General features: G+C 30.7%; 22 protein-coding genes. 2 read left to right on the forward strand and 20 right to left on the reverse strand.

Features of this window, described 5'->3' with window-relative positions:
• Nucleotides 1-5 precede the first annotated feature (5 nt).
• The 14 genes from miaA to der all read right to left on the reverse strand — a co-directional run bounded on the left by miaA (nt 6) and on the right by der (nt 15,788).
• The gene (gene miaA / locus HGPG_RS02300; RefSeq protein WP_019124440.1) at nt 6-914 is read right to left on the reverse strand and encodes a tRNA (adenosine(37)-N6)-dimethylallyltransferase MiaA; all 909 of its coding nucleotides are present in this window, start codon (nt 912-914) and stop codon (nt 6-8) included.
• A complete protein-coding gene (gene mutL / locus HGPG_RS02305) occupies nt 915-2,777 on the reverse strand; it encodes a DNA mismatch repair endonuclease MutL (protein WP_019124441.1) in 1,863 nt (620 codons plus the stop codon).
• On the reverse strand, nt 2,774-5,395 hold the full coding sequence (gene mutS, locus HGPG_RS02310; RefSeq protein ID WP_425357395.1) for a DNA mismatch repair protein MutS: 2,622 nt from the start codon (nt 5,393-5,395) through the stop codon (nt 2,774-2,776). The genes mutL and mutS overlap by 4 nt, the downstream gene beginning before the upstream one ends.
• Nucleotides 5,376-6,773 (reverse strand): tRNA (N6-isopentenyl adenosine(37)-C2)-methylthiotransferase MiaB, encoded by a 1,398-nt coding sequence (gene miaB / locus HGPG_RS02315; RefSeq protein ID WP_019124443.1) that lies wholly within the window; start codon nt 6,771-6,773, stop codon nt 5,376-5,378. Before miaB ends, mutS begins: the two co-directional genes overlap by 20 nt.
• An 80-nt stretch (nt 6,774-6,853) precedes the next feature.
• Entirely contained in the window at nt 6,854-8,230 is a 1,377-nt protein-coding gene (locus HGPG_RS02320) for an NAD(P)/FAD-dependent oxidoreductase (RefSeq protein WP_036731387.1), read from the reverse strand.
• Nucleotide 8,231: 1 nt separating this feature from the next.
• The gene (locus HGPG_RS02325; RefSeq protein WP_019124445.1) at nt 8,232-9,134 is read right to left on the reverse strand and encodes an RluA family pseudouridine synthase; all 903 of its coding nucleotides are present in this window, start codon (nt 9,132-9,134) and stop codon (nt 8,232-8,234) included.
• A gap of 3 nt (nt 9,135-9,137) precedes the next feature.
• Nucleotides 9,138-9,593, reverse strand: a complete 456-nt coding sequence (gene lspA / locus HGPG_RS02330) for a signal peptidase II (RefSeq protein WP_019124446.1) — start codon at nt 9,591-9,593, stop codon at nt 9,138-9,140.
• A gap of 9 nt (nt 9,594-9,602) precedes the next feature.
• Entirely contained in the window at nt 9,603-10,301 is a 699-nt protein-coding gene (locus tag HGPG_RS02335; protein ID WP_245543875.1) for a YlmH family RNA-binding protein, read from the reverse strand.
• Between the two features lie 77 nt (nt 10,302-10,378).
• On the reverse strand, nt 10,379-10,828 hold the full coding sequence (locus tag HGPG_RS02340; RefSeq protein ID WP_019124448.1) for a cell division protein SepF: 450 nt from the start codon (nt 10,826-10,828) through the stop codon (nt 10,379-10,381).
• 9 nt (nt 10,829-10,837) lie between these two features.
• Entirely contained in the window at nt 10,838-11,548 is a 711-nt protein-coding gene (locus HGPG_RS02345; RefSeq protein ID WP_019124449.1) for a YggS family pyridoxal phosphate-dependent enzyme, read from the reverse strand.
• A gap of 9 nt (nt 11,549-11,557) precedes the next feature.
• Nucleotides 11,558-12,805, reverse strand: coding sequence for a biotin/lipoyl attachment domain-containing protein (locus HGPG_RS02350; RefSeq protein ID WP_019124450.1), 1,248 nt, complete (start codon nt 12,803-12,805; stop codon nt 11,558-11,560).
• Between the two features lie 51 nt (nt 12,806-12,856).
• Nucleotides 12,857-13,864 carry an NAD(P)H-dependent glycerol-3-phosphate dehydrogenase gene (locus HGPG_RS02355; protein WP_019124451.1) on the reverse strand — a complete coding sequence of 336 codons (1,008 nt, stop codon included), beginning with the start codon at nt 13,862-13,864 and terminating at the stop codon, nt 12,857-12,859.
• Complete coding sequence (plsY, locus tag HGPG_RS02360) at nt 13,861-14,451, reverse strand: glycerol-3-phosphate 1-O-acyltransferase PlsY (protein WP_019124452.1); 591 nt, start codon at nt 14,449-14,451, stop codon at nt 13,861-13,863. Before plsY ends, HGPG_RS02355 begins: the two co-directional genes overlap by 4 nt.
• Nucleotides 14,448-15,788, reverse strand: a complete 1,341-nt coding sequence (gene der / locus HGPG_RS02365; RefSeq protein ID WP_019124453.1) for a ribosome biogenesis GTPase Der — start codon at nt 15,786-15,788, stop codon at nt 14,448-14,450. The genes plsY and der overlap by 4 nt, the downstream gene beginning before the upstream one ends.
• A gap of 108 nt (nt 15,789-15,896) precedes the next feature.
• Between der and HGPG_RS02370 the strand changes: the two genes are divergently transcribed.
• Both HGPG_RS02370 and HGPG_RS02375 read left to right on the forward strand, forming a co-directional pair.
• Entirely contained in the window at nt 15,897-16,676 is a 780-nt protein-coding gene (locus tag HGPG_RS02370; protein WP_019124454.1) for a threonine/serine exporter family protein, read from the forward strand.
• Entirely contained in the window at nt 16,673-17,134 is a 462-nt protein-coding gene (locus HGPG_RS02375; RefSeq protein ID WP_019124455.1) for a threonine/serine exporter family protein, read from the forward strand. Before HGPG_RS02370 ends, HGPG_RS02375 begins: the two co-directional genes overlap by 4 nt.
• A 29-nt stretch (nt 17,135-17,163) precedes the next feature.
• Here HGPG_RS02375 and HGPG_RS02380 read toward each other — a convergent pair whose 3' ends face one another.
• The 6 genes from HGPG_RS02380 to HGPG_RS02405 all read right to left on the reverse strand — a co-directional run bounded on the left by HGPG_RS02380 (nt 17,164) and on the right by HGPG_RS02405 (nt 24,052).
• Entirely contained in the window at nt 17,164-18,315 is a 1,152-nt protein-coding gene (locus tag HGPG_RS02380; protein WP_019124456.1) for a TraB/GumN family protein, read from the reverse strand.
• Between the two features lie 21 nt (nt 18,316-18,336).
• Nucleotides 18,337-19,311 carry a hypothetical protein gene (locus tag HGPG_RS02385; protein ID WP_019124457.1) on the reverse strand — a complete coding sequence of 325 codons (975 nt, stop codon included), beginning with the start codon at nt 19,309-19,311 and terminating at the stop codon, nt 18,337-18,339.
• Nucleotides 19,304-20,122 carry a hypothetical protein gene (locus HGPG_RS02390; RefSeq protein WP_019124458.1) on the reverse strand — a complete coding sequence of 273 codons (819 nt, stop codon included), beginning with the start codon at nt 20,120-20,122 and terminating at the stop codon, nt 19,304-19,306. Before HGPG_RS02390 ends, HGPG_RS02385 begins: the two co-directional genes overlap by 8 nt.
• A 7-nt stretch (nt 20,123-20,129) precedes the next feature.
• Nucleotides 20,130-20,552, reverse strand: coding sequence for a SoxR reducing system RseC family protein (locus HGPG_RS02395; RefSeq protein WP_019124459.1), 423 nt, complete (start codon nt 20,550-20,552; stop codon nt 20,130-20,132).
• A gap of 24 nt (nt 20,553-20,576) precedes the next feature.
• On the reverse strand, nt 20,577-22,370 hold the full coding sequence (gene aspS / locus HGPG_RS02400; RefSeq protein WP_019124460.1) for an aspartate--tRNA ligase: 1,794 nt from the start codon (nt 22,368-22,370) through the stop codon (nt 20,577-20,579).
• Nucleotides 22,371-22,516: 146 nt separating this feature from the next.
• Nucleotides 22,517-24,052, reverse strand: a complete 1,536-nt coding sequence (locus tag HGPG_RS02405) for a Mur ligase family protein (RefSeq protein WP_019124461.1) — start codon at nt 24,050-24,052, stop codon at nt 22,517-22,519.
• Nucleotide 24,053: the final 1 nt, after the last annotated feature.

Genomic DNA, 24,053 nt, shown 5'->3' on the forward strand with positions numbered 1-24,053 from the left:
TTCTCCTAAACTAATCTACTGTCAATATAATTTTCTATATCAGAAAGTATTGTGTCTGATTCTCTGTCGAACCACTTAATTCTTTTATCTCTTCTAAACCAAGTAAGCTGTCTCTTGGCATAGTGTCTTGAATTTTTCTTTATTAAGTCCACCATTTCATCAAAATCTATATTGCCATCTAAATAAGAAATCACTTCTTTGTATCCAATAGCCTTAAGTGATTGTGAGTTTTTGTCGAGTCCTTCGTCTAAAAGATTTTTCACTTCATCTATAAGGCCTAAGTCAATCATTTTATCTACTCTTTGGTTAATCTTTTGGTAAAGTTTAGCCCTATCCATATTAAGGCCGATGTAAATTAAATTGTAGTCATTATTTTCTTCTCGAAAATTGTCGCCTTTTTTATTGCCATTTTTTAAAATCTCTAAGGCTCTTATAATTCTCTGACCGTTGTTTTTGTGGATTTTTTCTGCCATATTCTTATCTTGATCTTGAAGTTTTTCGTATAAAAATTCGCTTCCCTCTTCCTCTAGTATCTCTCTAAGTTCATCTCTATACTCATAATCGGGTTCAGTTTCAGTAAAATCTAAATTATAGACAAGAGAATTGATGTAAAGTCCCGTTCCTCCAACTAAAAAAGGAAGTCCATCTCTATTATTTATGTCAGTAATAATTTTTTTTGCAGAATTTTTAAAATCAGCAACAGTAAAATTATCAGAAGGCTCTATTATATCAACCATATGATGAAGGATACTTGTTTTATTTAAGTCAATTTTTGCAGTTCCAATATTTAATTTTTTATAAATTTGCATGGAGTCACTGGAAATTATCTCGCCCTTATATTTTTTTGCGAGTTCAAGAGAAAGTTCAGTCTTCCCTATTCCCGTTGGTCCTGTTATTATAATTAAATTTTCCATTTATTCCCTCAAAAATAATTTTGATATGGTGTGTTTTGATACTTCAACAACAGTAGGTCTGCCATGAGGACAAGTATATGGATTTTCACAATTTTTTAAGTCCCTAATAAGTGACTCGATTTCCATATCTGATAAGTCATCTCCAGCCTTGACTGATGCTTTGCAGGCCTTTTTCATTATTTTATATAAATCAGCCTCATAATTTGATGAAATCTCCTTGTCTAGAGAATCAATTATATCCCTAATAAAATTTACATAGGTTGGCAAGCCAAAAATCATTGGCACTTCTCTAAGAACTACAGATTTGTCGCCAAAGTCCTCAATTTTAAAACCAAGCTTTGTAAAAAGATCCAAATAATTTAAAATTTTGTCGTATTCCATTTGATTAAGTTCAATTATCTCTGGCTTAAGCAAAATTTGTGAAGTGATCTCACTCTTTAAATACATGTGCAAAAATTTCTCGTAGTTTACTCTTTCGTGGGCAGCGTGTTGATCTACTAGAAAAGTAATGCCCTCTCTTTGATTTTCTAAAAGTATATAAGTCTTAAAGAGAACGCCTGCTATTCTTGTATTTAAAAGTTTTTCATCTATATGACTTTTTTCGCTGTTAAATAAAAAGTTTTTATCTTCATGTTCTTCAGTGAAAATTCTTTCATCCTCTGCTTTTATATCTTCTTTTAAGCTGTCTTTATATAAAACAGAATCTTCATTAAAGGTCTTCTCTGAATAATCCTCACTTGTTTCCTTTTCTATATCCCAAAGGCTTTTTAAATTTGTATTTTTTTCTTGGTCAACACTATCATTAGTTTCATCTTCTTCAAAAATATCAAAGACACTTACATTTTCCTTTTTATCTTCTATTTCAATTTCTCTAATGCTTCTATTTGGGAAAATTACTTCTTCCACAACTTCAGCCAAAAGAGCTCTTAAAATATTTTCATTGGAAATTTTTATTTCATTTTTCTTTGGATGAATATTTACATCAATTAGCTTTGGGTCAATATCAAGGTACAATACAAATACAGGATATCTGTTTAGCGGAATTAGAGAGTGATAATTTTTTTCCACTGCCCTTGATATGTTAATGTTTCTTATAAATCTTCCGTTTACAAAAATATATTGGCTGTCTCTATTTGACCTAAAGAGTTTGTTGTCAGAGAAAAACCCCCTAATCCTATAATTTTCTGATTCAAAAAATCCTTCATTTAAAGAAGATGCAATTTCTGAACCTAAAATACTAAAAATTCTATTAATGGGATCCTTGTCGCTTCCTGTATTTAAAATAATTTTTCCATCTCTTATAAGAGTAAATTTTATATTATTGTTACTTAGGACAATTTTTTGTACAATGTCAATTATATTATTTATCTCAGTCAAATCTTTTCGCAAAAATTTTTTTCTAACTGGGGTATTGTAAAAGACATCACTTATGACAAAGGTCGTGCCCTTGGGCATACCAACTTTATTTTTCTTTATAATTTTTCCATTTTCAATTAAGAGAGAATTACCTGCAAGGTCCTCTTCCCTCTTTGTCATAAGTTTGATTTTTGAAATATTTGAAATGCTTGCAAGAGCTTCTCCACGAAAACCTAGTGTCCTTATTTTTTCCAGGTCTTCAATTTTCTCTAGCTTTGATGTGGAGTGGCGAAGAAATGCCACTTCAAGGTCATCTTCAGAAAAGCCAGAGCCATTGTCTGAAACCCTAATATAGTCAGTACTATCTCCTCTTATCTCAACGAGAATGTCATCTGCACCTGCATCAATAGAATTTTCAACTAATTCCTTCACTATTGATGCAGAATTTTCAATTATTTCTCCTGCAGCTATTTTTGAAATAGTTGCTTCATCTAAAAGTCTAATCATTGTAACTCCTTAGATTTATTTACAATTTCATTTAACAAATTAAAAGCTTCCATGGGACTTATTTCGAGAATATTTATTTCCTTTAACTTATCTATAAAGTTCATTATTTCTGGATTGTTGTTTTCTTCTCTAATATATTCCTTATTTAAGTCAATGCTTATATCTTCGTTTTCTTTTTCAATTACATATAATACTTCTTTAGCTCTATTAATTATAGTATCATCGATACCTGCAAGCTTTGCAACATCAATGCCATAGGAATTATTTGTAAAACCCTTTATTATTTTTCTTAAGAAAATTATTTCTTCATCTTGCCTATCAACTGCAATAGTTAAATTTTCTACTGAATCATATTTTTCTTCAAGATGAACAAGTTCGTGGTAGTGGGTTGCAAAAAGGGTTTTTGCTTTAATATTTTCTGCAATGTATTCGATTATAGCATTTGCAATGGCAAGTCCATCAAAGGTGCTAGTTCCCCTGCCCACTTCATCTAAAATAAGCAAGGATTTTGCCGTTGCATTGTCAATAATATCGGCAACTTCTTGCATCTCAACCATAAAGGTAGATTGACCCTTGGAAAGATTGTCGCTTGCACCAATTCTCGTAAATATTCTATCTACAAGTGAAATATTAGCACTGTCACAAGGCACAAAGGATCCTATATGAGCCATAATAGTTATTAGGGCAACTTGTCTCATATAGGTGGACTTACCTGCCATATTTGGACCAGTGATTATGTGGATCATATGCTTATCAGTGTCAATAAAAGTATCATTTGGAACGAAAAATTCATCCTTCAGGTAAGTTTCCACTATTGGATGTCGTCCATTTTTTATTTCAATAAAGCCATCTTGGTTAAAGTCTGGTCTTACATAATTGTTTAAATTAGAAACTTTTGCCAGAGACAAAATTGAGTCTAAATTCGAAAGTTTGTCTGCTAAAATTTGTATCCTATAAATTTCTCCTGCTATATAGTCCTTTAAACCATTATATATTTCAGCTTGTAATGTCAATGCTCTCTCTTTAGATCCAAGGAGCTTTCCTTCCATGTCCTTTAATTCAACAGAGAAAAATCTTTCTGAGCCAACTAGGGTTTGTTTTCTAATGTAATCATCTGGAACTTCATCTAAAAAAGATTTAGTAACTTCAATAAAATATCCAAGAATTTTATTGTGTTTAACCTTTAATTTTTTGATACCAGTTCTTTCTCTTTCTTTGTTTTCAAAATCCAGTAACCAGTTCTTGCCTTCTGTGGCTATTTTAAAGAGCTCATCTAAGTCCTCAGAATATCCTTCTTTAATTATCCTGTTTTCTTCTATTACCACAGGAGGATTTTCAATTAAAAGGGCATCTATTTTTTCAAAAATATCACTTAAATCTATAAATTCTCTTGCCAAAGAATTTAAATAATCATTCTTGTAAATTTCTAAAATTTCTTTTATTTTCTTAGAATTTATAATTGTATTCTTAAGAGAATAAACTTCACGAGGATTTACACTTCCATTGGAAATTTTTACTACAAGCCTTTCAATGTCATAGACTTCTTTTAAGATTTTTTCTAATTTGTCTTGAAGAAGCAAGTCTCTCGTAAAGGCTTCTATTAAATTTTGTCTCTCATAAATTTTATTTAAATTCACCAATGGACTTTCCACCCATTTTTTTAACTTACGAGAACCCATAGAGGTGCTGCACTTGTCAAGTACGTCTAATAGGGAACCCTTTTTGCTAAAAGTATTAAGTCCTTTTACTACTTCAAGTGTTCTCTTTGAGCTTTCGTCTAAGATTAAATAATCAAAATTATTATAGAGTTTAATATTATTTATGTGCTTTAAATTAATTTTTTGAGTAACTACCAAGTACTGCAAAATTTTTTTTAATGATGTGTAATCAGAAATATTATTTGATGACAAGAAATTTTTTAAATTTTCTTTGAAATTTTCGCTAAAATATTCTCCAAGATCTTTAAATAAATTGATTTCCCTTAAATTATCTGAAAGATAAGGATTTACAAAAATATTATCTCTTTTTATTTTCTCCTTAAACTTTGAAGTAACTTCATCATTTAATAAAATTTCATTGGGACTAATTCTGTCGATTTCATCTTGTAAGAAATTATACAATTCGGACTTTGACAAAAAAGTTTTTTCTGTAAAATAAATTTCTCCTGTTGAATAATCTGAATAGGTTAAATTTAAGGAGTAACCGTGAATAAAAATTGAAAGAAGGTAATTATTCAAGTCACTCTTTAAATATTCAGTGTCCGTAAAGGTTCCCGGGGTAATAATTTGAGTTACTTCTCTTTTAACTATGCCCTTGGCAAATTTTGGGTCTTCCATTTGGTCGCAAATGGCAACCTTATAGCCCTTATTTATTAATTTTGAAATATATCCTGATGCCACATGATATGGAACTCCACACATAGGAGCCTTTTCTTCAAGACCTGCATCCCTTTTTGTGAGAGTTATTTCAAGTTCTCTTGATGCAAGAAGGGCATCGTCAAAGAACATTTCATAGAAATCGCCAAGCCTAAAAAATAAAATTGCATCAGGATTCTCATCCTTTACAGCAAGATATTGCTGCATCATAGGAGTTAATTTTTCACGATTCAATTCTTTCACCTACTAGAGAAAAACTATTTGCTTCTGTTACCTTAACTTTTAAAATTTTTCCGATATCGCTTTTATTTCCATTGAAATTTATTAGTTTAAATTCATCAGTTCTTCCACTAACATTACTATCGTCCTTTTTTGAGAAATCTTCAACAAGTACATCTACATCTCTTCCAAGAAAAGCTTTGTTTTTCTTTTCTTGAATTGGATATAAAATATCTAAAAGTCTCTCAAACCTCTCATGTTTAACTTTATCAGGAACTTGTTCCATTCTTGCAGCAGGAGTATTTTCCCTCATGGAATAAATAAAAGTAAAGGCTGTGTCGTACTCAACTTTTTTAACTAAATCTAAGGTGTCAAGAAAATCTTCTTCACTTTCACCTGGAAAACCAACCATTATGTCTGTGGAAAGGGCCATGTTTGGATTAACACTTTTTACCTTATCTATCTTTCTTAGATAATCTTCTTTTGTATATTTTCTGTTCATCATCTTAAGAACTCTTGATGAACCAGCTTGAACTGGAAGGTGTAAGAAATTGCAAAGTTTATCTAAATTTTTAAAGGAATAAATTAATTCATCGGAAATATCCTTTGGATGTGATGTCATAAACCTAATTCTCTCTATTCCCTTTATGTCATTAATTTCTTCAAGAAGATTTGCAAAAGAATATTTATCGTCAAAAGTTTTTCCATAAGAATTTACATTTTGACCAAGGAGAGTTACTTCCTTAGTTCCATTTTTTGCAAGCTCCTCAATTTCTCTAATTATATCATGAGGTCTTCTGCTCGTTTCTCTTCCCCTTGTGTACGGAACTATGCAATAGGAACAGAAGTTGTTACAGCCATACATAATATTCACATAGGACTTAAAATTGTAAAGTCTATTTGCGCCTAGAGTATTATCTATGCTAAGTGGATTTTCTTCTATATCAATGGCAAGTTTTTTGCCTTCATAGGATGACTTTAAGAGCTCTGGCAGTTTCCAAATATTATTTGTTCCAAAAATAATATCCACATTTGGAAATTTTTCTATAACATAATTTCTTGACTCTTCTCTTTGCATCATGCAGCCGCAAACTGCAACTTTTATATTTTTTTTCTTAGACTTTAAATTTTTTAAATTTCCAAGTTGACCGTAGACCTTATCTTCTGCAGAATGTCTTACTGAACAAGTATTTAAAATTATTAAATCAGCATCATCAACTTCATTTACAAAGCTGTAGCCCATTTTTTCAAGGAGCCAAGTTATTTTTTCAGAATCGTGCTCATTCATTTGGCAGCCATGAGTAATGATTAGGGCTTTCTTTTCATCAATATTTTCTTTTATATCTCTAATGTACTCATTTACATTGTTATTTATATCGTTAATTAGTTCTTTATTTTCCATTTACATCCTCATTTCGTGTCTTTATATTATAACTGAAAAACAGCCTATTTATCAAGAAAAGAGTATGCATAGGCATACTCTTAAGACATAATACTATTTAAATATCTAGCAACATAGACTCCGCAAGCAGAGGCTTGTGAAAGTGAATGAGTGGCACCTCCACCATCGCCAACTACAAAGAGACCGTCAACTGAAGTTTCAAAATTTGAATCAGTTTCAACTCTTGAATTATAAAATTTAACTTCAACTCCATATAAAAGTGTATCGTCATTTGCAGTTCCTGGTGCAATTTTATCTAAGGCATAAATCATCTCTATAATTGAGTCAAGTTGTCTCTTAGGAATTACAAGGGACAAATCACCTGGAGTTGCCTTTAAGGTTGGCTCAGTAAAGCATTTAAGCATTCTTCTCTTATCAGATCTTCTTCCCTTAACCAAATCTCCAAATCTTTGTAGTAGAACTCCTCCTCCAAGCATATTGCTAAGTTTTGCTATTGATTCGCCATATTCGTTTGAATCTTTAAAGGGTTCTGTAAAAGTATTGCTAACTAAAAGAGCAAAGTTTGTGTTCTCAGATTGAAGTTTAGGGTCAGCATAAGAATGCCCATTTACAGTTATAATGCCGTTAGTGTTTTCAGCTACTACTTGTCCATAAGGATTCATGCAAAAAGTCCTTACAAGGTCGTTGTAACCCTTAGTTTGATAAACTATTTTTGACTCATAGACTGCATCTGTTATATGTTTAAATACCTCTGCAGGTAGTTCAACCCTGACACCAATATCCACTTGGTTTGAAAATAAATTAATATTAAATTTTTTGCAAATTTCAGAAATCCATTTAGAGCCACTTCTTCCTGAAGCAAGAACTAATTTGTCACAGTAAAAAGTTTCACCCTTGTCAGTAGTAAGTTTAAAATTTTCATTTTTTTCAACATCAACTATTGTGGTGTTAAAAATTATTTCCACTTTATCCTTAGTCCACTCATAAATTTTTTCTAGGATTTTCACATTTCTATCTGTGCCAAAATGTCTAACCTTGGCATCCAGCAAGTGTAGGTCATGTTTTAAGGCAAGAGTTTTTAAATTTGATGCGCTTGTTTCATAAAGTTTTGAATTTCCACCGTCAAATTTGCATAGAACGGAGTCAACATATTCCATTAGTTCAATTGACTCTTCTTTTCCAAGGTAGTCATGCATTTGTCCGCCAAAATTTGTTGTAATATTATATTTTCCATCAGATAAAGTACCGGCTCCACCATAACCATTCATGATATTGCAAGGTTTACAGCCAATACAGCTTTCAACTTGTCCAGTTTTTATTGGACACTGCCTTTTATAAATTGTATTGCCCTTGTCTATTACCAGTACCTTTAAATTGGAATTTAACTTTTTAAATTCGTAAGAGGCAAAGACGCCACTTGCGCCTGAGCCAACTATTATTACATCATATTTATTCAAATTATTTCTCCTTGCTAAAAAGTGCCATAAAATCATTGAACCTCTTTGGAAATTCATCAACAATTTCAAGTTCTTCACCTGTAATTGGGTGATTAAATTTAAGTTTATAAGCGTGTAAAAGCTGTTTATTTATTTTATATTTGTTTTTTATGCCGTAGGTCTCATCGCCAACAACGGGATGATTTACATAGGATAAGTGCACTCTAATCTGGTGAGTTCTACCAGTATGTAGCCTGACATCTAAGAGAGTAAATTTATCAAAGTTTTTTAAAACATGAAAGCTTGTAGAGGCATGCTTAGAATTTTCTTCAACAACTTTCATTTTAATTCGATTATTGGGATCTCTTCCAATGGGTGCATCTACATCAAAGTCCTCATAGATATTACCATGAACTATTGCCAAATAATGTTTTTCGATTTCTCGATTTTTAAACATATCTACCAGTTTATAATAAGCCTGGTCTTTTTTTGCAATAATCATAAGACCAGATGTATCCTTATCAAGCCTATGTACAATGCCAGGTCTATTTTCATCTATTGGGTTAGATAGATTTTTAAATTTATAAAGTAAACCATTAACAAGAGTTCCACTTTTATTTCCTGCACCTGGATGGACTACTAAGTCCTGGGGCTTTGAAATTACAGCAAGATATTCGTCCTCATAAATTATATTAAAATCTATATTTTCTGGAAGAAGTTTCTCCTCATCGTCAAAGGAAACTGTAATGGTGTCCCCTTCCCTTAAACTATATCCTGCCTTTACGATTTTTCCATTTAATAAAATATTTCCAGCTTCAATATGTTTTTTTATTTGCGACCTATTTATTTCAAGTTTTTGATCTAAAAATTTATCAAGTCTAGTATCAACATCAAGAGTAGTTACTAGAAAAATGTTTTTGTACATAAATCACCTTTTATTGTCGTGAAGAACTATTCCAATGGAAATTAAAATTGTTCCAAGAACAATAAACATATCGGCAAAATTAAAAATTGCAAAATCATGGCCAAAGAACCTCATACTTATAAAGTCAACAACATAGTGAAGTCTAATTCTGTCTATGAAGTTTCCAATAGTCCCACCAATAAGAAGACTGAAACTAACTAAATAAATAAAGGGAACCTTATTATAATTTCTAATTAAAAATACAATTAAAAATAGTAAAACTAGGACAGTTATAACTGTAAATAGAGATCTAAATCCTTGTAAAATTCCAAAGGCTGCACCTCTATTCTCTATGTAATAGAGTTTCAAAAAGTTGTCAATTAGTACAATTGGATTTTCATTTGCAATATTTGCAACCACCAAATATTTTGTAAACTGATCTATAATTATTAAAATAATGCAAAAAATAGCAACGAACATAGTATCTCCTTACTTATTTAATCTCACTAAAACTACAAAATTGCCCCTCTTAGTGCTTCCTTCAACTTCAAAAATTCTAAATCTTCCATACTTTCTAAGGGAAACCAAGTCACCTTCCTCAAGCTCAAAGTGAGCTCTTGTCTCCTTGGCAAAATTAACTTTTACAAGTTCACCATCTATCATCTTTTTAACCTTTGATCTTGATAGATTAAAGACCTTAGAGATTAAATTATCTAATCTAAAGGAAGAGACAACAATTTTTTTGTAGTCAAATTCCTTTTTTGGGAGATCAGAAATTTTATCTTCACGACTGAGGACAATATTGTATTTAGATATTTTTGTGAGGTTTATTTCTACAAAGTTTGCAATTTCTCTTTTAACAAAAAAATAAGTGAATTTTTCTCCAATTAAAATATCACCTATTTTTTGTCTGTCTATACTTAGGCCTAAAATAGATCCTAGTACATCGCCGTGTTTAATTTTTTCATTAGATTCAAATTTAAATAAGACAATATCATCTGCATCATTTTCACATTTATAACTAGGATAAATATAAATGATGCAGGATTCACTGTCATTGTATCCCCCATGGGTTTCATAGGAGATTTCATCTTTAAACCTATTTAAAATGGAAATAGACAAATTAATCTCATGAGGATTTAAAAAATCTGTTGATTCAGTAATATGACTTTTCATTACAGATTCCATTTTGTCAATAACTTTCCTTATAGTAGTCCTTTCCTCAGGCCTATTAATATGATTAATTAAATCTATTCTGTTTAAATTTACCAAGGAAACATTCCGTTGTTCTTAAGTTGCTCTTTTAATCCATCAATTTCAACATTGTTTGGTGCCAAGATAAAAATATCTTTGTTAACTTTTTGCATCTTTCCATCAAGTGCATAAAGAGCTCCACTTACAAAATCAAAGATTTGTCTCTTAACATCAACATCAAGTTGTTCAAAATTAAGAACTACAGCCTTGAAATCTCTTAAATCATCAACTATAAGTGGTGATTCATCATAAGAAAGTGGTTCATGAACTGTAATTATCATATTGCTTGTTGATACTCTTGGTTTAGCTTTAGTATGAGTGATGTTCTTTGGTGCATAAGTAGGTTCTACAACCTCTGCTTCCTTTACATCATCTTCAAAATCTTCGTCAAAATCTTCGTATTCATATTCATCTGCAAAGCCAAAGATTTTCTTTAGTTTGTCCATAGTTTTTTCTGCCATAATATCCTCCTAATTATAATTTCTATTTCCAAATAATTTAGAACCAACTCTGATCATATTGGATCCTTCTTGGATTGCCAATTTAAAATCATGGCTCATCCCCATTGATAAATATTTCATCTCAAGTCCATCATAGTTTTTTGATGCAATATTTTCAAACATTATATTCATCTTCTCAAATAATTTTCTCAGCAAAGTTTCATCAGGACTATTTGGAGCAATAGCCATAAGCCCCTTAATATTAATATTTTTATAATCTAAAAGCTCATAAATAAAATCTTCAGTTTCCTCATATTTTATTCCTGATTTAGTCGCTTCATTGCCAATGTTAATTTGCACAAGACAATTTACTTTGATGTCATCTTTTTCTGCTCTCTTATTAATTTCTTTAGCTAATTTTATTCTATCCAGAGATTGAATTAATTCTACTTTGTCATAAATATATTTTACTTTATTAGTCTGTAAATTGCCAATCAAATGAAAATTTATTTTATTATTTTTTAACTTTTCTTCAATTTCTTTATCTTCTATCTTTGAAACAAGTTCTTGAACCTTATTTTCGCCAAAATCCATGACACCAAGTTGGTTAAAAACCTTTATCATTTCTACTGGATGGGTCTTTGATACAGCAATTAGTTTGACATCTCTTTTAAAATTAGAATTATCCTTTGCTATTTCTATATCTTCATAAAGTTTTTTTAAATTGTCTTCCAAATTCAAAATATCACCTCAATTTAAGATTCTTGACTCATCTACAGTTTTTGGATTTATTACTATGGCGTCGTTAACAGTTACAGTTTTATAACTTTTATCGCCAATGCTAATAACAGACTCTTTATTTCCCTTGTTGATAAAGACATAATCATTTGTCTCACTTACTATTTCAACTGGCACAAATTTAACAAGCCCCTTGATTTCCTGTATATATACTCCAGTAAGATTATCTCTTTCTATAAGCGTTGACTTTGGTATTTCAAAGCCCTTAGTTTTATTTACTATAATTTTGCCATCGTGTATCCTATTAGAATACATATTTTCAAAATATCTATCTAGGCTAACAATAATTACGGCATGATTATTATCTTTATTTATTTTTTCCACTATACCATAAATGTCTTCAATTTCTGGAATTTGTATTTTAACAGAATCCCCAATATTATAATTTGAAATTTGTGAGACATTGTTAATAGTGCAGGCAACCTTCCAATTTAAATTATTTACTATTTTAAAAAGCGGATCTCCATTTTTTACCTTGGTTTCCATTTCCAAACTTTTAAAGTTGTAGTTTTTATTTAAGTATTTATAAGTAAACTTGTCTAAATTGTCAATTTTAAAATAATCCTCATTGCCATCAATTTTATAAGTAACTATACCACTAAATTCTGCAAGATAAGAAAAATTGAATTTAGAAATTTTTTCTTCTAAGTCCCTTTTCTTAAGCAAAAGAGTATCCTCTGATAGTTCAAGATATTCCTTTAATTCAGCCTCATTAATGTTTTCTTGAGAAGCTTCATCTGATGAATTTATATCAAAATAAACCCCAGAATAATTTTTGTTTTTTATTTGTTCTTGAAGATTTTTTGTAAAACTCAAAGAATTTTCTTTTTCTACGGGTTCAATTCCCTTTTTTATCTTTATTGCTGCCTTAACTTTATTTAGTTCATCCTTTAAAGAGGATACATCTTCCATTAAATTTAAATTTGCAACTTCATAGCCTACAGGCACCTTTTGTCCTTCACTGGCATGAAATACTACAATCCCATCTCCTTTTGAAAAATAAGCTTTTTCATCAAAGAGATTGTAAATTTTTGTGTCAATATCCTTTTCAAAAGTGGTCAAAGTTGGAAAAATTGTTTTATAATTATTTACTCTACTTCCTCTTATTAATTTTGCAAAAAATACAATTAAAATTAAAAAAATTAAAAGAGCCAGCATCCTTCTCTTGAAAAATTTATTTTTTTTAAAAAAACTGTTCAAAAAACCACCTATTCATCAAATAATTATATCACAAACTCCTGCAATATGTTATTATTCGAAGAAGATTTGCTCTATTTCGTCCTTATTTTTTCTAGTCATTAAATCATACACAGCTTTATTTGGATCGTAACCTTCATATAAAACTTGGTAAAGTGCATTTGTTATTGGCATTTCTATGTTTTTAAGTTGAGAAAGTTTATAAGCAGACTTAACAGTCTTAACTCCCTCAACTACTTGACCAACTTCCTTGCAGGCTGCTTCCATTGATTTACCTTGACCAATTAATATTCCTGCTCTTCTATTTCTAGAGTGCATACTTGTGCAAGTTACTATTAAGTCACCAATGCCAGATAGTCCATTGAAGGTGTGTGGGTTTGCACCCATGACAATACCTAGTTTACTCATTTCATAAATTCCACGAGTCATTAGTGCTGCCTTTGAGTTGTCTCCATAACCTAGACCATCATTCATGCCTGCAGCAAGAGCAATAATATTTTTTAAAGCGCCACCTATTTCAACCCCGATTAAATCAGGATTTGTGTAAATTCTAAAAATTGAAGTAGAAAATTCGTGTTGAATAGTTACTGCAGCCCTTGGATCTAGAGAAGAAGCTACAAGAGTTGTTGGAATATCCTTTCCTACTTCTTCAGCGTGAGATGGTCCAGAAAGAGCTACAAAGGGATTGTCCTTTAAAATTTCTGATGAAATTTCTGAAATTCTATCGAGAGTTTCAAGTTCAAATCCCTTTGATAAGTTGACAATAATTGTCTCCTTTGAAATCTTGCCCTTAATTCTTTCTAAAATTTCTCTAGTGCTAGAAGTTGGCACTGCAATAACAAAAACATCAATATCTTCAAGAACACTATCTAAATCATTAGTAAGGTTGATTTCATTTTTAAATTTTGCTCCTGGAAGATATTTTGAATTTTCTTTATTTTTCTTTATATCATCAATTACAGATTTATTTCTAATATAAAAATTTACCTTATGCCCTTTATTTGATAAAAGCCTAGCAATGGCAGTACCCCAGCTTCCACCACCACATAGTGTGATATTCATTTCCTACCTCCTATTTTATTTTCATTTCCGGCTATTAATCTCTTGATGTTATCCTTATGTCTTATTATTCCAATTAAAGCAATAATATCAATTAAAATAATATTATAAGTAGTAAGGTCTGACATAAAGGTGTAGACAATAATAATTGAAATGAAAAATAAAATTGAACCAACAGAAACTATTTTTGTTAGAAGAGTTCCAAGCACCCATACAATATAACATATTAAGGTAAGGGGAAAATTAAAAAGAGCTAAGGCGCCTAGAGTTGTAGCAACTCCCTTTCCACCTCTAAAATTCATGTAGAAGGGGAAATCGTGACCAATTACAGATCCAAGTATTCCCAGTGGAATAAGGTTTCTCCCGAAAAATTTTCCAATTATAAAAGTTACTGCTACTCCCTTAAAAAAATCAATAATAAAAGTTGTAACACCAGCTTTTTTGCCAAGAACTCTCATGGCATTAGTTGTTCCAGCGTTTCCTGAACCATATTTTCTAATATCTTTATTTAAAAATAATTCTCCTATAATATAGGAACCAGAAATTGTGCCAATCAAATAAGATATAATTAAAACTAAGAAATAATTCATCTTCTTGGTCCTTTGTCAGCTCTTGGATTAACTCTGTTTTTCAACTCCAATATTATTGGAGTGCCATCAAAGGAATAGGTCTCTCTAATTTGATTTTCAATATATCTCAAATAGGAGAAGTGGAATAATTCCTTATCATTAACAGAAAGTAAAAATTTTGGTGGTCTAACACTTACTTGAGAACCGTAGTAGAGCTTTCCTCTCTTGCCCTTATCTGATGGCGGTTGGTTCATAAGAACTGCTCTATTTAAAATATCGTTTAATACACCAGTTTGAATTCTGTGGTTGTAATTGTTGTTTACCACTTCAATTAAATCTAAAAATTCATTTACTCTTTGACCGGTTTTAGCTGATATAAATATTATTGGAGCATATAAGACAAAAGGAAGCTGATTTCTTATTTCCTTTTCAAAGTTTTTCATAGTCTTTGTCTCTTTTTCAAGAGCATCCCACTTATTTACTGCAATAATAATTGCCTTATTATTGTCATGAGCATATCCAACAATTTTAGAATCCTGTTCAGTTACACCTTCTAGCGCATCAATCATAAGTACACAGACATTTGATCTTTCTATTGCAGTAAGAGTTCTTATTACAGAATATCTCTCAACACCTGGTACAATTTTTTTCTTTTTTCTAAGTCCAGCAGTGTCTACAAAAACATATTCATTGTCCTTGTATTTAATTAAAGAGTCAATTGAATCTCTTGTAGTGCCGGGAATATCTGTAACTATAGACCTGTTTTCTCCAGTTAAATAATTTAGAAGAGAGGACTTGCCAACATTAGGTTTACCTATTAAGGTAACCCTTATAAGATCATCATCTTCTATATCATCTACTGGTGTAAAACCACTTACAACTTCGTCAAGCAAGTCACCTACACCAGTGCCTTGTTCAGCACTTATGCCAATGGGATTTCCTAAACCTAATTCATAAAAATCAAAAATATTTTCCTTTGTTATTTTTGAATCATATTTATTTACAGCTAAAACAACTTTAGTTTTGGTTTTTCTGAGAAATTGTGAAATTTCTACATCTGTTGGATTTAAACCCTCAGCACCATCTACTAAAAATATTACAACATCAGAAGTTTCTAGTGCCATATCGATTTGTGCCTTGATGCTAGACATAAATATGTCTTCGTCCTTTAGATCAAGTCCACCTGTATCCACAAGTAAAAATTTATAATTAAGCCAAGATGCAGGTTGATATATTCTATCTCTAGTTACACCTGGAGTATCTTCAGTTATAGAAACTTTTCTTCCTACTATTTTGTTAAATAAAGTAGATTTGCCTACATTTGGTCTGCCAATTATTGAAACTATGGGCATTTCCATATAATCACCCCTATCTAAGTAATTATAACAAATTAAATTATTAGATTCAATTTACTATTTACAATTGAGAATAAAAAAACTCCATAGTATAATTAGCTTGGTGATAAAATGGCGAAAGTTTTAAACAATATAAAAGATGCTAAAGATTTAATGAATCTATCCTTATTCACTGGCGCTTTATTAATTCAAAATGGAGCAGAATCTTATAGGGCAGAAGATACAATCGAAAGGATTTGTAAGTCGGTCTCTAATATTTCTAATGTTTCAGCCTACGCTCTACCCTCTGCAATTTTTATTTCAATGGAGTTTGAGGGAGAAACTCTTAACAATTTTAGAAAAATTACAATTTCAGATACAAATTTATATAAAATTGACTGTGTAAATTCTTTTTCAAGAGATTTTGTCTCACGAGATCTTTCAATAAAGGAAGGCTATGAAAGACTTTTTGAAATTGATGCAGCTGAAGAAAATCCAAAGAAAATATATTTTTCTGGTGGCATTGCTTCCTCCTTCTTCACACTTTTATTTGGTGGCGACTTAAAGGACTTCTTGGCTAGTTTTCTTATTGGCATATTAATCCCCATAGTTCTTGAAAAACTTAGCTACTTCAAACTTTCTTTTTTCATAAATAATATTATTTGCGCCTTTATTACATCAGTCCTAGCAATTATCTGTGTACACTTTGGTTTTGGCTCAAACATTGACAACATAATCATCGGAGTAATAATGCTTTTGGTTCCTGGCGTTGCCATAACAAACTCTGTGAGAGACATAATGAGCGGCGAATTTATAACAGGTGCCATTACTATGATTAAAGCCTTCTTCATTGCACTTGCCATTGCCTTTGGCGTGGGCGTTGGTTTAAAAATTATGAGGTTTATAATATGAAGATGCTCTCACAATTTTTCTTATCAGCCTTTGCTACCTATGGCTTTACTATTTATTTTAAGCTTCCAAAAAAAGTTAGGATCATTACATCAGCCCTAAGCGGTTTTATATGGATAATCTACGAATATTTATTTAGTTTTAGTGAGAACTATATGATTTCATATTTGATTTCATCTTTTCTCATTGGAATTTTTTCTGAAACTTTTGCTATTAAATTTAAAAAGCCCGCCACAGTATTTACACTCCCTTGCCTAGTACCACTTGTACCAGGAGCAGGAATGTATTACATTATGTATTATTTCATCGAATCAAATTATATTTTAATGCGAGAACAAGTCATTAAAACGACATTAACTACATCTGCACTTGCCCTAGGCATAGTCTTATCTCAAGGTTTAGTTAGAATTATTAAAGAATCTTCAAGAAAAATTAAGGCAAATAAAAAAGGTAATGGATAAATTTTTCCATTACCTTAATTTTTTTGCCTTTAGAATAAACTTTGTATTATTTTACTTCCAGCAATTATTGTTCCAATTGATGAGCCAATATTTGCCAGTATTACCACTAAAAGAGCCTTCAAAAATTTATTGTGAATCCAAGCTTTTATACTAAAAATATCTTCAGGAATATTATTTACATCCTCAACTGTAGGTTTTTTTAAGCTTGCTTCTACAAGACCTGCAAACCAACCACAAGCAAGCATTGGGTTTATAGATGTAAAAGGTGCTGCAACAAAGGCTGTCAAAACACTTAGTGGATGAGGAAGGCATAGAGCTGTTAAGAGAGCGGCAAGAACAGAATTAAATAAAAACCATGACTTTATTTGCGCCATTCCTGTATTCATGCTTTGCTTAAAGCCAAGTCCAATTAAAACTACAATTAAAATTGGAATTAACCAAGGTATGACCTTGCCAGCCAAAGATTTTGGCGGAATTTTATTTAGCTCTTCAATATTTTGCTCTTTAAAAACTTCTTCTTCAACTCCTGGAGTGTGTGCCGCACCAAGAATGGCAATAACTTTATCCCCTGGAGCATTTTTAATATTATATGCTAGATACTTATCTCTTTCATGCAAAAGAGTTGCTGCTATCTGAGGATAATCCTTGCCCATATCTTCAATTGCAAGCTCAAGATTATCTCTTTCAATTAATTTTTGTAGGTCCTCTTCTGAAACATCTTCATCATCGTCTATGGACATTAAAGAAAAAAATAATTTTATTCTTTCAAAAAACCCCATCTTTCTCCATATTCGCATAAAGGTTGTTTGGATACTTCTATCGGCTAAGACTAAATTTATGCCAAATTCTTCTGATGCCTTCATGCCCTCAATCATTTCTTGACCAGGCTTTGTCTTTAGCTTCTTGGCAATATTTTTTTGGTAAGATGAAAGAATTAAATTTGCAATTAAAAGTGTAACTTTTTTTTGTTTAATTATGTCAATAATATTTGTATTTTTCCAAGCATCAGGATTTTTTAAATTCTTGTACCTTTGTTCATCAAGTTCAATGCAAATTGAATCAGGTTTTTCTTCTTCAATAGTTTCTCTAACTAATTTTGCACTTTCTTGTGAAACATGAGCAGTGGGAATTAAAATTATTTCCTTGCCATGATAATCTATTCTAATTAATTTATCCTTCATTTTTCTCCTAAAATAGAAGAGTTACTCTCTCTCTTCTGACAATGTATAAGTATCTCCGCTTACTCTATTGTAGTAAGTTACAGTAAGTTTATTATTTTCATTTTTTTCACTCATAAGGCTATCATCTAAAACATTTAATTTATTTGTGCCATTTTCTGACACAATTTTATAATTTTCTAAATAATTTACAGATGAGTTTAAAATATCAATACAAAGGGCATTTAAGATCCTAAAATTATTATCTTCGTCACTTTTCTTAGCTGTTTCACTTTTTAAAATGTTGTCATTATTTTGACCCAATATTTTAATATTTTCCTTGTCGCCATAAATATTTTCGTAAACCGAAAAGAACTCTTCTTCTTCCTTTAAAATAGTTTCTTTTTCTTCCTTTAGCTTTGAAATTTTGGAAGTGTCATTTAATAAAATAGACTTTAGCATGTAATTATCTCCATTAATTAAATAATCTATGATTCCAAGATTTTCATAGGCCTTTAGGTTGTGCTTACTTATATTTCTATTTAAATCAAAATTATAGTAGGAATTTAAGAGAAACTCAATCATGAGAAGATTTGATCTAACATCTTCTTCTGTTAAATTTTCTTCAATAAAACTTCCCTTTAATGGCTTATAATCGTTGATCTTTCCATTTTCTATATTGTATAATTCATTAAAGTTATTTTTGCGAAAAGAAATTAGTGAGTCACTAATTTCCATATTCATGCTATCTATTTCGGAAGTCTTGTCTTTAATAATGTCAAATTTATTTATTTCGTTGTTTATTACATCTAATTTTGACTTTTTACTGTTGTTTTCTTGGCTCAAAGTTTTAAATTTATCTTCAGCCTTCTTCTTACTTTCTAAAAGGGCAGAATTTTCTCTTGATAAGTTAAAGTAAGAAGATCCCACAGTTTTTAAATTAGAAAGTCCAAGAAAAGAAAAAACAAAAGCAAGGGCAATAAAAATGATTGGTATTGTAATTTTTTTATTTTTAATCATTGTTATCACTCTTTTCTAAAGCTTTTAAAATACCAAGATTTTTGTAATAGGATGAAATTTTTTCTTCCATAAACTTATTCAAGTAAATTAAATTTTCAGACTTTAAATTTCCGGTTTTGTAGCCCTTTCTCTCAATTTCCTTATAAATAAACAAAAGATTATTTACATCTGCATAAATTTCTGAAAGAGATGATTTTTCATCATTTATATAAGAATATATATTTGAGCTGTAAATTGAAGCATAAAAAACCAAGGCATCCAGTTCCTTTGAATTTTTATTTAATTTTAAAATGCTCTTGGCAAATCCATTTGATTCTTCAACATAAGCTTTAATATTAAGTTCATTGTATATATTTTTGTGTTTGTCTAAATTTTCCTCGCTATAAAGATCTAGAAAATCATTAACTGATTTGTCATAGCCATCTTTTTCATAAATATCAGACTCAAAATAAGCTCCATAGGCCTTTAATCTTTCCTTAATCTCGGCTACTATGGCTTTGTTTTGATTTGTATAATCCTCTTTCAACCTTTTTATTTCATCAGATTTACTTGACTCAAATTGATATCCATATTTTTCATAAAATTCTTGTGATTTTATATTAAATTCAATTTCTAGAGAATCAATATCTTCTGTGATAGACCTTGTTTTATCTTCAATTAAATTTATTTCTTCTCTAATATTTTTATTCTCAGAAATAATTTCTGATGAGTACTTTTTATTTGCAAGTGAGTAGATGAAAAAAATCAAAGACAAAATAAATAGGATAATTGAAAAAATATATAAGGCTTTATACCAGTTTTTACTAAACATTTCTCACCTACATTTTTTCGAGAAAAATAGCAGCTTTATTTGTTTTGTTAAATTTGTGATCTATTTCTTTTAATATTAAATGTGAAATAAGCAAGGAAAATACCCCAATAATTAGTGATATTAAATCTATATTTCCCATGGAAGTCTTGCTCATAATAATATAGGAAATTGTAATTGTAGACATAAATAAAATTAAAGGAAGACCATATACTAAAAATTTATAAGAAAGTACAGACTTGTTCCTTGTCTTAATTTTTACAAGGTCGCCAACATTGGCTGACACAGTATTTTGAAATTCGAAAAGTTCTCTCTCTGATTCAGCACATTTTGCACTACAAGATTCACAACTTTCTCCGCAAGCACTTTCTCTTGTAAATTCTACAAAGATTTTATTTTTATCCTTTGATCTAACAATTCCAATGCTTTCCATAATATCACCTTAATCTCCTTTTTTTTATTTTTCTTCTTCTTTTTCTTTTTCTATAACTTTTACATGAACTTCTTCTAATTGTTTTTCTGAAAGTCTTGTTGGCGCACCAGTTAATAGACAAGTTGCTGCTTGAGTTTTTGGAAAAGCTATTACATCTCTAATGCTCTTGGCATTAGTAAATAGCATTACAAGTCTATCTAATCCATAAGCAAGTCCTCCATGTGGTGGTGCTCCGTATTTAAAGGCTTCTAATAGGAATCCAAATTTTTCCTTAGCTTCTTCTTCAGAAAGTCCCAAAGCTTCAAACATTTTTTCTTGAATTTCTGGGTCATTAATTCTAATACTTCCTCCGCCCATTTCATCGCCGTTAATTACAATGTCATAGGCTTTTGCTCTTGCATTTTCTTTGTCACTAGTAAGTTTATCTACATCTTCATCTAATGGACTTGTGAAAGGATGGTGCATAGCCACATATCTTCCCTCTTCTTCGTCGTATTCAAATAGAGGGAATTCAGTGATCCATGTAAGTTTATAATCATTTTCGTCAATTAAATCCATGTCTCTTGCTATCTTGTTACGAAGATTTCCAAGACCACTGTAAACAACTGAGTTTTTATCAGCTAAAATCAAAATTAAATCGCCTTTTTTTGCATCAAAAGCCTTAATAATTTCATCCATTTTTTCTTCAGACAAGAATTTTGCAATTGGAGAATCAATTTCTTCATCGACTCTTATCCAAGATAGACCAATTGCCTTAAAATCTTTTACAAAGGATTCTAATTTTTTAACTTGCTTCTTTGAGTAAAATTCGCTTCCGCCCTCAACTTTAATTCCTCTGACACTTTTGCCCTTTTCTGTATTTCCTTCAAATACTTTAAAGCCGCATTCCTTTACAAGATGAGATATGTCGTGGAGTTCCATGCCAAATCTTAAATCTGGCTTGTCAACTCCAAATCTATCCATTGCTTCAGCATATTTCATTCTCTTTATAGGAAGCTCAATTTCTTTATTTAAAATTTCTTTAAATAGTCTTTGCAAGAATCTTTCATTTATTTCCATCACATCTTCTTCAGTTACAAAGCTAAGTTCCATGTCAATTTGCGTAAATTCAGGTTGTCTATTTGCCCTTAAGTCTTCATCTCTAAAGCATTTTGTAATTTGGATGTACCTGTCAAGTCCTGCAACCATTAAAAGTTGTTTCATAAGTTGTGGTGATTGAGGAAGGGCGTAAAATTCGCCAGGATTAACTCTACTAGGCACTAAATAATCCCTTGCTCCTTCAGGAGTTGGCTTAGTTAACATTGGAGTTTCAACTTCTATAAATCCATTTTCATAGAAGAAGTCACGAGTGATTTTGTAAATCATTGAACGAATCATGAGATTTTTTTGCATACTTGGCTTTCTTAAATCTAAAGTTCTGTATTTTAATCTCATGTTTTCAGAAACATTGTCGTTGTCCTTTACATAAATTGGTGGAACTTCAGATTCACTTAAAATTTTAAGTTCGCTGGCAAGAACTTCAACTCGTCCAGTTTCAAGTTCTTCATTTATTGATGATCTCATGCGAACTTTACCTCTTACAGCAATAACAAATTCTCCACGAAGATGTGATGCCTTTTCTAAAAGCTCATCAGAAGATGTGTCATCAAATACAATTTGTGCAATTCCACTTCTATCTCTAAGGTCAACGAAAATTATTGAGCCAAGGGATCTTTGTTTAGCAACCCAGCCCATTAAGGTAACTTCTTTTGAAATCATTTCTTCTGAAATCTCATTACAATAATTACTTCTCTTGAGATTTCCCATTTTTTCAGCCATATTTCCTCCTAAAAATTAAACTCCAAGCCTCAAATGGTTTGGAGCTTAGTCGTTAAAATATAAATAAACGATTAGCGATTTATTTTATTATTTATTTCCATAAAAATCTATTTTAATTATAAAACAAGGTCTCGTAAAATTCAACTTTAACAGATTCTACTGTCTATTCTGTGAGAAAATCCTTGGATATCTTTAACCTTATTTTCTCTTAAAAGTTTTTCTTTCACAAATTTTGCACCCTTATCCATGCCCTGACATCCTGCAAGCAACAGTACATCTTCACTATTTAAAAGATCAATTGAATTATTTACAGCGTCTTCTAAGGTATCATAAATTTTACAGTCAATATTATTTTCCTTTAAAATATTCTTAAAAACCTTTAATTCTTCCTCTGTCACCCTATCTTTTTCGCCAACTATGTCTTTTGATAGAGTAGCAGCTAAAGTCCTTGGTTTTAAAATTTTTATCCACTTAACAAGTCTTTCAGTGATCTCTCTATTTACTTCCACTCCTCTGTGTCCTCTTATGGCATATAAAATATTTAAGTCTTTATATACCATCATTTTAAGAGTTTCCATTGTTGCATCAATATTTTTTTCATTGGCAAAGTGGTCGTCTAAAATTTTAAAATCTTCATCAAAGATAAGTTCAAATCGTCTCTCTACACCCTTAAAATTTTTTAGTGCATCAGTTATTATTTCTTTTTCTATATTAAGACATAGTGCAACAATTATTGCAACTACAGAATTCATAACCGAAGAATAACCCACAGAGCCAAGCTCAACTTTGAAGTTAGACTTTTTTATTGTAAAATCTTTTAGTTTTATATCTTTATTTATATTAAATATAAATTTTCCCTTGCCCGTAGATAAATCTAAATCAGAAATCCCAAAATCTGCTTTGTCATTCTCCAGTGAAAAAGACAAAACTTTAGCCTGAGTTTTTTCTTTTAGAGAATAAATCATTTCATCATCGGCATTTAAAATTGCAAGGGCATCTTTTTTAGCATGTCTAATAAGTCTCGATTTGTAGAGAAAATATTTTTCAAAACTTCCATGTTGGTCAATGTGTTCTCTGCCAAGATTGTTAAAAGTAACTATGTCAAAGTCAATATTCTTGTCTCTAAAAAGTTCTTGGGCTGAAGAAGAGACTTCCATAGTCACATCAGTAATATTATTATCTGCCATATCTCTTAAGTATGACTGAAGAGTGAGAGACTCTGGTGTAGTAAGTATTGATGGAATTTTTACATCCTTATACCTAGTTAAGACAGTGCCTATCATGCCAGTTTCCCTTTTATCTTCCTTTAAAATTGAATCTACCATAAAAGCAGTAGTTGTCTTTCCATTTGTAGCTGTAATACCAATTATATTCATTTCCCTTGATGGGTTTTTATAAAAATTTGTTGCCATATCTGCAAGAGCAATTCTAGAATTAAGAACTTTTATTTGTTTTATGTCCACATCCACAAATTCTTCCACAACAGCAAGCTCTGCTCCAAGTTCACTAGCTTTTTTTATAAACTTATGTCCATCAGTTACATAACCTTTTATTGCAACAAAAATAGCGCCTTCTACTACATCCTTAGTGTGGAAGGCTATTTTATTAATTTCTTTATTTTCATCAATGTTAAAGTTTGTTTGGATAATATTTATATTTTTTAAAATTTCACTTAATTTCAAA

It is taken from the genome of Peptoniphilus grossensis ph5 (genome assembly GCF_000311825.1).
Classification (GTDB): Bacteria; Bacillota; Clostridia; order Tissierellales; family Peptoniphilaceae; genus Peptoniphilus_A; species Peptoniphilus_A hominis.

Bases quoted from the DNA above. Each gene is read 5' to 3' on its own strand.
- HGPG_RS02395 (WP_019124459.1), bottom strand. From the start codon at position 20,552: ATGGAAAGCATTGGAATTGTTAGATCAAAGGATAAAAATAAAATCTTT.
- HGPG_RS02390 (WP_019124458.1), bottom strand. From the start codon at position 20,122: ATGTTTAGTAAAAACTGGTATAAAGCCTTATATATTTTTTCAATTATC.
- aspS (WP_019124460.1), bottom strand. From the start codon at position 22,370: ATGGCTGAAAAAATGGGAAATCTCAAGAGAAGTAATTATTGTAATGAG.
- HGPG_RS02385 (WP_019124457.1), bottom strand. From the start codon at position 19,311: ATGATTAAAAATAAAAAAATTACAATACCAATCATTTTTATTGCCCTT.
- lspA (WP_019124446.1), bottom strand. From the start codon at position 9,593: ATGTTCGTTGCTATTTTTTGCATTATTTTAATAATTATAGATCAGTTT.
- plsY (WP_019124452.1), bottom strand. From the start codon at position 14,451: ATGAATTATTTCTTAGTTTTAATTATATCTTATTTGATTGGCACAATT.
- HGPG_RS02370 (WP_019124454.1), top strand. From the start codon at position 15,897: ATGGCGAAAGTTTTAAACAATATAAAAGATGCTAAAGATTTAATGAAT.
- miaA (WP_019124440.1), bottom strand. From the start codon at position 914: ATGGAAAATTTAATTATAATAACAGGACCAACGGGAATAGGGAAGACT.
- HGPG_RS02325 (WP_019124445.1), bottom strand. From the start codon at position 9,134: ATGTACAAAAACATTTTTCTAGTAACTACTCTTGATGTTGATACTAGA.
- HGPG_RS02375 (WP_019124455.1), top strand. From the start codon at position 16,673: ATGAAGATGCTCTCACAATTTTTCTTATCAGCCTTTGCTACCTATGGC.
- HGPG_RS02340 (WP_019124448.1), bottom strand. From the start codon at position 10,828: ATGGCAGAAAAAACTATGGACAAACTAAAGAAAATCTTTGGCTTTGCA.
- HGPG_RS02380 (WP_019124456.1), bottom strand. From the start codon at position 18,315: ATGAAGGATAAATTAATTAGAATAGATTATCATGGCAAGGAAATAATT.
- der (WP_019124453.1), bottom strand. From the start codon at position 15,788: ATGGAAATGCCCATAGTTTCAATAATTGGCAGACCAAATGTAGGCAAA.
- HGPG_RS02335 (WP_245543875.1), bottom strand. From the start codon at position 10,301: ATGGAATCTGTAATGAAAAGTCATATTACTGAATCAACAGATTTTTTA.
- mutL (WP_019124441.1), bottom strand. From the start codon at position 2,777: ATGATTAGACTTTTAGATGAAGCAACTATTTCAAAAATAGCTGCAGGA.
- HGPG_RS02355 (WP_019124451.1), bottom strand. From the start codon at position 13,864: ATGAATATCACACTATGTGGTGGTGGAAGCTGGGGTACTGCCATTGCT.
- miaB (WP_019124443.1), bottom strand. From the start codon at position 6,773: ATGGAAAATAAAGAACTAATTAACGATATAAATAACAATGTAAATGAG.